The sequence below is a fragment of the Phytohabitans houttuyneae genome (genome assembly GCF_011764425.1).
GTDB lineage: Bacteria > Actinomycetota > Actinomycetes > Mycobacteriales > Micromonosporaceae > Phytohabitans > Phytohabitans houttuyneae.
Genome location: NZ_BLPF01000001.1, coordinates 1,089,846 through 1,102,208 on the forward strand (window position 1 = coordinate 1,089,846; position 12,363 = coordinate 1,102,208).

At 74.4% G+C, this 12,363-nt stretch carries 7 protein-coding genes; 6 read left to right on the plus strand and 1 reads right to left on the minus strand.

From position 1 onward, the window contains the following. The first annotated feature begins 2 nt into the window (after positions 1-2). Genes Phou_RS05090 through Phou_RS05110 form a run of 5 tightly spaced genes read left to right on the plus strand, consistent with a single transcriptional unit; the run spans position 3 to position 9,674 of the window. The gene (locus Phou_RS05090) at positions 3-1,949 is read left to right on the plus strand and encodes an FG-GAP-like repeat-containing protein (protein ID WP_371872079.1); all 1,947 of its coding nucleotides are present in this window, start codon (positions 3-5) and stop codon (positions 1,947-1,949) included. Then, positions 1,946-2,923, plus strand: coding sequence for an enediyne biosynthesis protein (locus Phou_RS05095; protein ID WP_173053986.1), 978 nt, complete (start codon positions 1,946-1,948; stop codon positions 2,921-2,923). The genes Phou_RS05090 and Phou_RS05095 overlap by 4 nt, the downstream gene beginning before the upstream one ends. Further along, a complete protein-coding gene (locus Phou_RS05100) occupies positions 2,920-8,673 on the plus strand; it encodes a type I polyketide synthase (RefSeq protein WP_173053988.1) in 5,754 nt (1,917 codons plus the stop codon). Before Phou_RS05095 ends, Phou_RS05100 begins: the two co-directional genes overlap by 4 nt. Before the next feature lies 1 nt (position 8,674). Then, positions 8,675-9,124, plus strand: a complete 450-nt coding sequence (locus tag Phou_RS05105; RefSeq protein ID WP_173053990.1) for an acyl-CoA thioesterase — start codon at positions 8,675-8,677, stop codon at positions 9,122-9,124. Next, complete coding sequence (locus Phou_RS05110) at positions 9,117-9,674, plus strand: flavin reductase family protein (protein WP_371872080.1); 558 nt, start codon at positions 9,117-9,119, stop codon at positions 9,672-9,674. The genes Phou_RS05105 and Phou_RS05110 overlap by 8 nt, the downstream gene beginning before the upstream one ends. Here Phou_RS05110 and Phou_RS05115 read toward each other — a convergent pair. Next, positions 9,651-11,135: an MFS transporter gene (locus Phou_RS05115; RefSeq protein WP_173053992.1), complete on the minus strand. Its 1,485-nt coding sequence runs from the start codon at positions 11,133-11,135 to the stop codon at positions 9,651-9,653. The two genes, Phou_RS05110 and Phou_RS05115, sit on opposite strands and share 24 nt — an antisense overlap. An 86-nt stretch (positions 11,136-11,221) precedes the next feature. Here Phou_RS05115 and Phou_RS05120 point away from each other — a divergent pair, with 86 nt between their 5' ends. Beyond that, the gene (locus Phou_RS05120) at positions 11,222-12,214 is read left to right on the plus strand and encodes a sigma-70 family RNA polymerase sigma factor (RefSeq protein ID WP_308784401.1); all 993 of its coding nucleotides are present in this window, start codon (positions 11,222-11,224) and stop codon (positions 12,212-12,214) included. The last annotated feature ends 149 nt before the right edge of the window (positions 12,215-12,363 follow it).

The following is a 12,363-nucleotide window of genomic DNA, read 5'->3' on the forward strand; positions in this document are numbered from 1 at the left end:
GCTTGTCCAAGATCGCAGGTTGGGGACGCCGGCAGCTGGCCGGCGTGGTCGCGCTGGTCCTGCTCGTCGGCATGTTCGTCGCGTCGCGGCTGCCGGAGGCGTCGGCGGACGAACGCGCGGAGATGGCCAGCGGCTACCGCTTCACGCCGCTGTCCATCGACATACCTGGCGGTTTCCCGCAGCAGACGATCCGCCGGGTCAACAAGGACTACGAGCACATCCGGGCGTGGATATCGTCCGTCGGCGCCGGCATCGCGATGAACGACCTCGACGGTGACGGGCTGGCCAACGACCTGTGCGTCACCGACGTGCGGATCGACCGGGTCGTCGTGACACCGACGCCGGGCGCCGGCGCCAGCCGGTACGCGGCGTTCGCGCTCGACCCGAGCCCGCTGCCGATGAACCCCTACATCGCGCCGATGGGCTGCGTGCCGGGCGACTACAACGAGGACGGCCGCAACGACCTGCTCGTGTACTGGTGGGGCCGCACCCCCGTGATCTACCTCGCCAAACCCGGCGCCACCGGCCTGTCCATGGCCACGTACCAACCGGTGGAGCTGGTGCCGCGGGCCGGGACCGCCACCAGCGTGTACGACGGTCCACAGTGGAACACCAATGCGGTGGCGGTCGCCGACTTCGACGGCGACGGGCACGACGACATCTACGTCGGCAACTACTTCCCGGACGGGCCGGTCATCAACGACACCGTCGCCGGTGGCGTGGCGATGAACGACTCGATGTCCCTGGCCTACAACGGTGGTCTCGACCACGTCTTCCGCTGGACCGGCGGTACGACCGGTGACCGCCCGGGCGCCACGTACGCCGAGGCGGAAGGGGTCTTCCCCGAAGACGTCTCGCGCGGCTGGGTACTCGCCGCCGGCGGCAACGACCTCGACGGTGACCTGCTCCCCGAGCTGTACATGGCCAACGACTTCGGCCCCGACCGGCTGATGCACAACCGTTCCACCCCGGGCAAGGTCCGCTTCACCCTCGTCGAGGGCACCGGCAGCCGCGCGGTGGTGCCCAAGTCGAAGCTGCTGGGACACGACTCGTTCAAGGGCATGGGCGTCGACTTCGGCGACATCGACGGCGACGGCCTCTACGACATGTACGTCGGCAACATCACCACCACCTTCGGGCTCCAGGAGAGCAACTTCGCCTTCGTCAACACCGCGGACGACCAGGCGCACGTGCGGGCCCAGCTGGGTGACGGCAAGGCGCCGTTCGCCGACCGGAGCGCTCCGCTCGGACTGGCCTGGAGCGGCTGGAGCTGGGACGTGAAGTTCGGCGACTTCGACAACAGCGGCGAGGCGGACATCGTGCAGACGGCCGGCTTCGTCAAGGGCGAGGTCAACCGGTGGGCCCAGCTGCAGGAGCTGGCCACGGCCAACGACGGCCTGCTCAAGCACCCGCTCTGGTGGCCGAAGGTCGAGCAGGGCGACGACATCGCCGGCGGCCAGGCGCTCGCCTTCCACGTCAAGGGCCCGAGCGGCCGGTTCGAGGACCTGAGCGCGGAGCTGGACCTGGACGAGCGCATCCCCACCCGTGGCATCGCGACCGGCGACGCCGACGGCGACGGCCGGCTGGACTTCGCGGTCGCCCGGCAGTGGGACGCGCCGGTCTTCTACCGCAACGAGAGCCCGCAGGTGGGCGCGTTCCTGGGGCTCCGGCTCGTCCACGAGGCCGGTGGGTCGGCGGCCACGGGCGCCCAGGTGACGGTCACCGGGCCGGACGGGCGCCGGCACGTCGGCCGGGTGGACGCCGGCAGCGGCCACTCCGGCAAGCGGAGCTTCGAGGTGCACGTCGGACTCGGCGAGACCAGCGGTCCCCTGACGGTCGACCTGGCCTGGCGGGACCGGACCGGTGCGCCACGCCAGCAGCGGCTCCAACTCACACCCGGCTGGCACACGGTCCGGGTCGGCACGCAGGCGCAGGAGGTAGCGTCATGAGCGAGACTCCCACGGCGAAGCCCCCGCGCGACCCGCGGGTGGTGGCGCTCCGGCGGTTCGCGATCTCGATCACGATCTTCAACATCGTCGGGTACACGCTGCTCGGCTTCGAGCAGCCGTGGACCTGGCCGATCATCGCGATCGCCACGGCGTACACGATGGAGCTCCTCCTGGAGGTGATCGGCGCCTACGCCGAACGGCGGCCTGTCCGCTTCCGCGGCGGTGGCGTGCGCGGCTTCGTCGAGTTCCTCTTCCCCGCGCACATCACCGGCATCGCGGTCAACATGCTGCTCTACCTCAACGACCAGGTGCTGGTCATGATGTTCGGCGTCATGGTCGGGATCAGCGGCAAGTGGCTGCTGCGCGCCCCGGTCCGCGGCCGGCTGCGGCACTACATGAACCCGTCGAACTTCGGCATCGTCGTCGTGCTGCTGCTCTTCCCGTGGGTGAGCGTCGTACCGCCGTACCACTTCACCGAGTACGTCGGCGGTCCCGTCGACTGGCTCATCCCGGCGGCGATCATCATGACCGGCACGATGCTGAACGCCAAGCTCACCAAGCGGATGTGGCTGATCGCCGGATGGCTGAGCATCTTCGTCCTGCAGTCGGTCGTCCGCGGCCTGCTGCTGGACACCTCGATCCTCGGCGCCCTCGGCACGATGACCGGCGTCGCGTTCGTCCTCTTCACCAACTACATGATCACGGACCCGGGTACCACGCCGACGAGCCCGCTGTCGCAGTTCGCGTTCGGCGGTGGGGTCGCGGTCGCGTACGGCATCCTCACCGGTGCGTCCATCGTGTACGGCCTGTTCTTCGCGACCTGCATCGTGTGCCTGGTGCGCGGCGGCTTCCTGTGGTCGATGCACCTCGTGCAGGTGGCCCAGCGCCGGCGCGAGCTGGCGGCGTCCGAAGCCGAGGCAGAAGCCGCGGTACCCGTCTCGCCGGCACCGGCCCGGGAAGCCGTACGCGCATGACCGAGGGAGTGGCAGTCGTCGGGATGGCGTGCCGGTACCCGGACGCGAACTCCCCCCGCGACCTGTGGGAGAACGCGATCGCCGGGCGGCGCGCGTTCCGGCGGCTGCCCGACGAGCGGATGCGCCTGGACGACTACTGGTCGCCCGATCCGGCCGCCGACGACCGCTTCTACTCCCGCATGGCGGCGGTCATCGAAGGCTACGAGTTCGACCGGGTGGCGTACAAGGTGCCGGGCAGCACGTACCGCTCGACCGACCTGACCCACTGGCTCGCGCTGGACGTGGCCGCCGCCGCGCTCGCCGACGCGGGCTTCCCGGACGGCGACGGGCTGCCGCGCGAGCGGACCGGCGTGGTGATCGGCAACACCCTGACCGGCGAGTTCACCCGGGCGAACGTGATGCGGTTGCGCTGGCCGTACGTGCGCCGCGCGGTCGGCGCCACGCTGGCCGGCCGAGGCTGGCCGGAGGACGAGCTGGCCGACCTGCTGGACGAGCTGGAGCAGGTCTACAAGAGCCCGTTCCCGGCGTCCAATGAGGACAGCCTGGCGGGCGGGCTGGCGAACACGATCGCCGGCCGGATCTGCAACCACTTCGACCTCAACGGCGGCGGGTACACCGTCGACGGCGCCTGCTCCTCCTCGCTGCTGTCCCTGCTCACCGCCGCGAACAGCCTCGTCGACGGCGACCTCGACGTCGCGGTGGCCGGCGGCGTCGACCTGTCCATCGACCCGTTCGAGCTTGTCGGGTTCGCCAAGACCGGCGCGCTCGCGCGGCGCGAGATGCGGGTGTACGACCGCGACTCCAACGGCTTCTGGCCGGGCGAGGGCTGCGGCATGGTCGTGCTGATGCGGGAGCGGGACGCGCGGGCGGCCGGGCACCGGGCGTACGCGATCCTGCGGGGCTGGGGCATGTCCTCCGACGGCCGCGGCGGGATCACCCGGCCCGAGGAGGCCGGCTACCGGCTCGCGCTGCGCCGCGCGTACACCCGCGCGGGGATCGGGATCGAAACGGTGAGCCTCTTCGAGGGGCACGGCACGGGTACCGCGGTCGGCGACGCCACCGAGCTGCGGTCGCTGTCGCGGGCCCGGCGGGAGGCCGACCCGGACGCGCCGCCGGCCGCCATCGGCAGCGTCAAGGCGATGATCGGCCACACCAAGGCGGCGGCCGGGGTGGCCGGGCTGATCAAGGCGGCGATGGCGGTGCACCACGAGGTGCTGCCGCCGACCGTCGGCTCGCTCGACCCGCACCCGGAGCTCACCGGAGAGGCGCCCGCGCTGCGCGTGCTGCGTACGGCCGAGCCGTGGCCGGAGGGGCGGCCGGTGCGAGCCGGCGTCACCGCGATGGGCTTCGGCGGGATCAACACGCACATCGTGCTCGAACGGCCGGAAGGGCCGCGCCGCCCGCCGGACCACCGCGCCCGCGCGCTCGCCGCGACCGTGCAGGACGCCGAGCTGCTGCTCGTGGACGCGGCGAGCGCTTCGGACCTGCGCGCGCGCCTCGACGAACTGGCCCGGCTCGCGCCGCGGCTCTCGTACGCCGAGCTCGCCGACCTGGCCGCCACCCTCCAGCGCGAGCTGCGCGACCGGGCGTACCGCGCGGCGGCGGTGGTGCGCTCCCCCGAGGACGCCGAGCGCCAGCTCACCGCGCTGCGGGGCGCGCTGGACGCCGGCCGGACCGCGATGCTCGCCGAGGCCGGCGACGCGTTCCTGGGCCACGTCACCCGCCCGGCCAGGATCGGCTACCTCTTCCCCGGCCAGGGCTCCGGCCGGGGCACCAGCGGCGGCGCGCTGCGGCGGCGCTTTCCCTCCGCCGGCGACGTGTACGCGGGCGCGGCCCTGCCCACCGGCGGGGACACGGTCGCCACCGCCGTCGCCCAGCCACGCATCGTCGTCGGGTCCATGGCGGGCCTGCGCGTGCTCACGGCGCTCGGCGTCGAGGCGTCCGTCGCGCTCGGGCACAGCCTCGGCGAGCTGACCACGCTCTGCTGGGCCGGCGCGCTCGACGAGCCGACCCTGCTGCGGATGGCCACCGTGCGCGGCGCGACGATGGCGGCCAACAGCGAGCCCGGCACGATGGCCGGCGTGGCCGCGGGGCCGGAGCGGGTGGCCCGGCTGATCGACGGGGAGCCGGTGGTCGTCGCCGGGTACAACGGCCCGCGCCAGACCGTGGTCGCCGGCCCCGTGGACGCGGTGCGCCGGGTCTGCCGCGCGGCCGGCGACGCCGGGCTCGTCTGGGCCGAGCTGCCGGTCTCGCACGCCTTCCACTCCCCGCTGATGGTCTCGTCGGCGGCGGCGTTCGGCGAGTGGCTGTCGGAGGTCGGCTTCCGCCCTGTCTCCCGGCGCGTGGTGTCCACAGTGACCGGTGAGCTGCTCGACCCGCACGCCGACCTGCCTTCCCTGCTGCGGCAGCAGATCGTGCAGCCGGTGCGGTTCGACGCGGCGGTGGCGGCGGCCGCGCCGGAGGTGGACCTCTTCATCGAGGTCGGCCCCGGGCACGTGCTGACCCGCATGGTCCGCGACCTCACCCGGGTACCGGCCGTCGCGATCGACACCGACAGCGAGTCGATCGCCTCCCTGCTGGCGGTGCTCGGCGCGGCGTACGTGAGCGGCGCTCCCGTGGCGCACCGGGCCCTCTTCGACGGCCGCCTCACCCGCCCGCTGCCGGCCGGCGACCGGTTCTCGTTCTTCGCCAACCCGTGCGAGGCCGCGCCGGACCTCTCGCCCGCGCCGGCCCGTACCGCCGCGCCACCGCCGCCGAGCGAGGAGGTGGCCGCGCCGGACGGAGACGCGCTCAGCGTGCTGCGCCGCCTCGTCGCCGAACGCGCCGAGCTTCCGCCCAACCTCGTCGGTGACGGCAGCCGCCTCCTCGACGACCTGCACCTGAGCTCCATCACCGTCGGGCAGGTGGTCAGCCAGGCCACGCGCGAGCTGGGCCTGTCCGCGGTGCGGGCGCCGACCAACTTCGCCACGGCCACCGTCGGCCAGCTCGCCGACGCGCTCGACGAGCTGGCCCGCACCGGAGCCGGCAACGCGCCGGCGCCGTCGGTCGAGGGCATCGACACCTGGGTACGGCCGTTCGCCGTGCACCTGGTACCGGCGATCCGACCCGAGCCCGCGGTCGTCGAGCCGGACGGGGCCTGGCAGGTCCACGCCCCGGCGGGCCATCCGCTGGCCCAGCCGCTGCGCGCGGCGCTGGAAGAGAGCGGCGTCGGCGGTGGCGTGCTCATCTGCCTGCCCGAGGAGACCACCGAGGCGGCGCTGGCCACCGCCCTTGCGGGCGTGCAGGCGGCGATCCGCCAGCCGGACGGCGGCCGCCTGGTGCTGCTGCAGCACGGCCGCGGCGCCGCCGGGCTGGCCCGGACCGCGCGGCTGGAGGCGGCGGCCCTGCGCACCACCGTGGTACGGGCGCCGCTCGAGCGGTCCATTGTGGACCAGGTCGTCGCCGACGTCGCCGCCACCACCGGGTACAGCGAGGTCGAGTACGGCGCGGGTGGCGAGCGCCGCGTGCCGGTGCTGCGCCCCGTGCCCGCGCCCCAGCAGCCGGGGCAGCTCCCGCTCGGCAGCGGCGACGTGCTCCTGGTGACCGGCGGCGGCAAGGGCATCACCGCCGAGTGCGCGCGGGTCCTCGCCGCCGAGACGGGCGCCGCGCTGGCCATCCTCGGCCGCTCCGACCCCGCCTCGGACGAGGAGCTCGCCGGCAACCTCGCGCGGCTGCGCGCCGCCGTGCCGAAGGTGCGCTACCTGCGGGCCGACGTGACCGACGAGGCCGCGGTGCGTACCGCCGTCGCCCGGGTCCGCACCGAGCTGGGTCCGGTCACGGCCGTGCTGCACGGCGCCGGGCGCAACGAGCCGGCCAGCCTCGCCGACCTCGACCCCGACGACCTGCGCCGCACGCTCGCCCCGAAGGTCGGCGGGCTGCGCGCGGTGCTCGACGCCGTCGAGCCGGGTGACCTGCGGCTGCTTGTCACGTTCGGCAGCATCATCGGGCGGGCCGGGCTGGCCGGGGAGGGCCACTACGCGCTCGCAAACGAGTGGCTCGCCGAGCTGACCGCCGAGGCCCGGGACACCCATCCCGGCTGCCGCGCCGTCTGCCTGGAGTGGTCGGTCTGGTCCGGGGTCGGGATGGGCGAGCGGCTCTCGGTCGTGGAGTCGCTGCTCCGCTCCGGCGTCACGCCGATCACCACCGACCAGGGCGTACGCGTGCTCCGCGAGGTCCTCGCCACGCCCGACCTCCCGCCGGCCCTCGTGGTCACCGGCCGCACCGGCGCGCTGGACACCCTCACGTACGACCGGCCGGAGCTGCCGCTGCTGCGCTTCATCGACCGGGTGCTCGTGCACTACCCCGGCGTGGAGCTGGTCACCGAGCTGGACCTGTCCCCGGGCGGCGACCCGTACCTGGACGACCACCTGCTCGACGGCGACCTGCTCTTCCCGGCGGTGCTGGGCATGGAGGCGATGGCGCAGGTCGCGGCCGCGCTGACCGGTGACACCGATCCCCCGCTGATCGAGGAGGCGGTCTTCGCCCGGCCGATCGTGGTGCCCCGCGACGGCGCGACGACGGTCCGGATCGCCGCGCTCGCCACGGCGCCGGGCATGGTGCGGCTGGCGATCCGCAGCGCGGAGACCGGCTTCGGCGTCGACCACTTCCGGGCCACGCTGCGGTGCTGGACCGGCGAGGTGCCCGAGGGCGGGCCGGAGCCGGCCGCCGACCTGCCGTGGGTGCCGCTCGACCCGCCCCGCGACCTGTACGGCGACGTGCTCTTCCAGGGCCGGCGCTTCCAGCGGCTGCGCCGGTACCGCCGGGTCGCCGCCCGCCACGCCGAGGCGGACGTGGCGACCGACCAGGGCACGGCGTGGTTCAGCGCGTTCCTGCCCGGGCAGCTGCTGCTCGGCGACCCGGGCGCGCGGGACGCGTTCATGCACGGCATCCAGGTGTGCGTACCGGACGCGACGCTGCTGCCGATGGGCGTCGAGCGGCTGTACCCGGCCGGCCCGAAGCTTGCCTCGGCGGGCGAGGTCACGTTCGCCGCGGTGGAGCGGGAGCACAGCGGCGACACCTACGTGTACGACGTGGCGGTGCGGGACCGGGCCGGCACGGTGGTGGAGCGGTGGGAGGGCTTGCGGCTGCGCGCGGTACGCAAGCGGGACGGCTCCGGACCGTGGGCGCCCGCCCTGCTCGGGCCATTTCTGCAGCGGCGGCTGGAGGGCGTGCTCGCCGGCGAGGTGGCGGTGGCGGTCGACCCGCGCAACGGGGCCCGACCGGCGTCGACCGCGGTGCTGTCCCGCGCGCTCGGGCGGCCGGTGCGCCTGCGGCACCGCCCCGACGGCCGCCCCGAGCTGGCCGGCGAGTCCGATGTGGACAGCTCCTCGACGGTGTCCACGGCGCACGGTACCGCCGCCAGCCTCGCGGTCGCCGGCGACGGCGACGTGGCCTGCGACGTGGAGACCGTGACGCCGCGCGACCGCGCCACGTGGGACGACCTGCTGGGCACGCACGCCCGGCTGGCCGACGTGATCGTGGCCGAGACGGCGGAACCGTTCGACGTCGCGGCGACCCGCGTGTGGTGCGCCGTCGAGTGCCTGCAGAAGGCCGGCCGCCCCACCGCGGCGCCGATCGTCCTGCAGCCCGGAGCCGGCCCGGGCTGGAGCGTACTGGCCGCCGGCGAGGTCCGGATCGCCACGCTCGCGACGTCGCTTCGCGGTGCTGACGAGCCGGTGGTCATAGCCGTCCTGGGCGAGCGGAAGGATTAAGGTGGAGCGCTACTACGAGTACCGCCACACGGTCGGGTTCGAGGAGACCAACCTCGTCGGAAACGTCTACTACACCAACTACCTGCGCTGGCAGGGACGGTGCCGGGAGATGTTCCTCAAGGAACGGGTCCCGGGGATGCTGGCCGAGCTGCGCGACGACCTGAAGCTGTTCACGCTCAAGGTGGACTGCGAGTTCTTCGCCGAGCTGACCGCCTTCGACGACCTGGCGATCCGGATGCGCCTCGCCGAGCTGGGCCAGACCCAGCTCGAGTTCGTCTTCGACTATCTGCGGCTGGCCGGCGACAGCGAGTTCCTGGTGGCCCGCGGCCGGCAGCGGGTGGCGTGCATGCGCGGTCCGAACGGGCGGACGGTGCCGGCGCGGGTGCCGGCGGCGCTGGCCCGCGCGCTCGTGCCGTACGCGCCGACACCGCTGGTGAGCGGCCGTGCCTGAACGGCCGGCCGGCACGGTCACGCCGCCGCTGGCCAGCGACCAGCGGCTGCTGCGCACCGCGTTCGCGGCGTTCGCGACCGGGGTGACGGTGGTGACCGTCGGCGGCCAGCAGCCGCACGGGATGACGGCGAACTCGTTCACGTCGGTCTCCCTCGACCCGCCGCTCGTGCTTGTCTGCGTCGACCGCGACGCGGTCATGCACGAGCGGCTGGGCCAGGCCGGCGGGTTCGCGGTGTCGGTGCTGTCCGCGCACCAGGACGGGATCGCCCGCCACTTCGCCGACCGGACGCGCCGCCGCGGCCTCGCGGGCTTCGAAGGCGTCGCCTGGTCGCCCGGCCCGCGCAGCGGCGCACCGCTGATCGACGGCGCGATCGTGTGGCTCGAATGTGGACTGTGGCGCATGTACGAGGCCGGCGACCACTCCATCTTCATCGGCCAGGTGCGCGCGGTGTGCCGCCACGACCAGGAGGCCGCCCTGCTCTTCTTCGACGGCCGCTTCGACCGCCTCCCCGCCGACCGGACCCGCTCACCCTTCTGGCGCGTCCTCTGAACGCCCGGTCGCATGCCGCGCCGAGCCGGCGTAGCCGGGCACCCGTGGCGGACCGGCGGGTGCGGCGATCCGCTGCCGCGCGCGGGGCGGGAGCAGCGCGCCGGCGACCGCGCCGGCCAGGGTGAGCGCCGACGCGCAGGCGAGCGCCACCGCGTACCCGTCGGTGAAGGCGCGCGGTGACGCGTAGCCGCCGGCGGCCGCGAAGGCCGCGCCCAGGATCGCGATGCCGAACGCCCCACCCAGCTGGCGGGTCGTGCTGAACGTCCCGGACGCGCGCCCGATGTCCGGTGGCGCGACCCGGCTGACCACCGCCATCGTGGCCGCCGGTACCGCGAGCGAGAAACCGAGGCCGCCGAGGGCCATCGGCACCACCATCGACAGGTACCCGGCTTCTGGGTCGGCAAGCAGCGCGAGCCAGCCCATGCCGGCGGTCATCAGCAGGTTGCCGGCGACGATCAGCGGCCGCTCGCCGATGCGGTCCGCGAGCGCGCCCGCCCGCGGCGCGATCAGAAACGGCACGATCCCCCACGGCAGCAGCCGCAGCCCCGCCTCCAGCGGGCCGGCGCCGAGCGCGACCTGGTGCAGCTGCGCGGTGAAGAAGATCGCGCCGGTGAGCGCGGCGTTGAGGAAGAAGATCACGGCGTTCCCGGCCGAGAACGCGCGCGACCGGAACAGCCGCAGCGGCAGCATCGGCGCCTTCGCGCGCAACGCCCACGCCACGAACGCCACCCCCAGCACCGCGCCGGCCGCGAGCGCCGTGAGGGTCTCCGCGCTCCCCCAGCCGGCCGTGCCGGCGCGGACCAGGCCCCAGGTCAGGCCGAAGGCCGCGCCCGCCGCCAGGGCGAGGCCGGGCAGGTCGAGCGCCGCCGCCGGGCCGCGGCTCTCCGCGACCCGGGTGAGCACCAGGGGTACCGCGAGCAGCCCGACCGGCACGTTAAGCCAGAAGATCCACTGCCAGGTGGCCGCCTCGGTGACCGCGCCGCCCAGCACCGGCCCGAGGATCGCGGCGAGCCCGGTGACGCTGCCGTAGATGCCGGTCGCCCAGCCCCGCCGCTCCGGCGGGAAGGCGCCGTTGAGCAGCGCCAGCGCGAGCGGCATGATCATGGCGGCGGCGGCGCCCTGCACCGTGCGGGCGGCGACAAGCGTGCCCACGCCGGTGGCCAGCGCGCAGGCGGCCGAGGCCACCGCGAAGAGCGCGAGGCCGGCGGCGAACATCCGGACCCGCCCGTACCGGTCGCCCAGCGCCGCGCCGGTCATCAGCAGCACCGCGAAGCTGAGCGTGTACGCGTTGACCGTCCACTCCAGGTCGGCCAGGGAGGCGCCCAGGTCACGCTGGATGGCGCTCAGCGCGGTCGCCACCACCAGCATGTCGAGCACCACGATGAACGACGCCAGCGCGCTCAGCGCGAGCGTCCAGCGCTGCGCGGGCGTGGCCCGCCACCGCTCCTGCGAGATCGTCATACCTGTGCCGACACGCGGCGGGTCGGAAAGTGGGCGCCCACTTCGCGCCGCCCGCCGTGTCTACATTTCTGGAGGGGGTGATCTCGGTGACGGACGTGCTGGTCCGCGCGCGGGCGGGTGACGGCGAGGCCTTCCGGGAGCTGGTCGAGCCGTACCGGCGCGAGCTGCAGGTGCACTGCTACCGGATGCTCGGCTCGGTGCAGGACGCCGAGGACCTGCTGCAGGAGACGCTGCTGGCCGCGTGGCGAGGGCTGGGCGGCTTCGCCGGGCGCTCGACGCTGCGCACCTGGCTGTACCGGATCGCCACCAACCGCTGCCTCAACGCGCTCCGCGCCGGCGACCGGCGCATCCGGGAGGCGCAGCCGCGCATCGAGGTCGACCTGCCCCAGCCGACGCTGTGGGCGGAGCCGTCCTGGCTCGAGCCGTACCCCGACGCGCTGCTCGACGGCGTACCGGACACCGCGCCCGGGCCGGACGCCCGCTACGAGCGCAAGGAGGCGATCTCGCTCGCGTTCGTGGCGGCGATGCAGTCGCTGCCGCCCCGGCAGCGGGCGGTGCTCGTGCTCCGGGACGTGCTCGGCTTCCGGGCCAGCGAGGTCGCCGAGACGCTCGGTACCACCGAGGACTCCGTGACGAGTGCGCTCAAGCGGGCCCGCGCCGCGCTCGCCACCGCGTTGCCGGCACCCTCCGGCCTCCCGGACGACCAGCGGGAACGGGAGGTGGCCGCCCGCTTCGCCGAGGCGTTCGAGGGCGGCGACGTGGACGCGATCGTCGGGATGCTCACCGACGACGCGTGGCTGCGGATGCCGCCGCTGCCGCTGGAGTACCAGGGCCACGCGGCCATCCACGAGCTGCTGCGCACCGTCGCGTTCCGCGGCATCCGCCGGTACCGGCTGGTACCCACCCGGGCGAACGGGCAGCCCGCGTTCGGCTCGTACCTCTACGACGCGCACTCGCCCACCGGCCGGGCGCACGGCCTGCTCGTGGTGACCGTGGCCGGCGACCGCGTGTCCGAGTTCACCCGATTTGTCAACAACAGCCTGCTGGGCCGCTTCGGGCTGCCGCGGACCCTGCCGTGAGCGCTTGTCCAGTTCTTGTCCAGTGGCGTGGTCCAGGATGGCCGCCATGAGTGACAGCTGAGCGTTCACTCACCGGAAGGCTCCGGCGGCCTGTGGGGCGCCGCCGGAGCCCGGGCGCCGGCGGTCCGCGGTCGCCCGCCGGACGGGAC

Excerpts from the sequence above, each read along its gene's own strand:
- Phou_RS05095 (WP_173053986.1), top strand. The coding sequence starts at position 1,946 with ATGAGCGAGACTCCCACGGCGAAGCCCCCGCGCGACCCGCGGGTGGTG.
- Phou_RS05100 (WP_173053988.1), top strand. The coding sequence starts at position 2,920 with ATGACCGAGGGAGTGGCAGTCGTCGGGATGGCGTGCCGGTACCCGGAC.
- Phou_RS05115 (WP_173053992.1), bottom strand. The coding sequence starts at position 11,135 with ATGACGATCTCGCAGGAGCGGTGGCGGGCCACGCCCGCGCAGCGCTGG.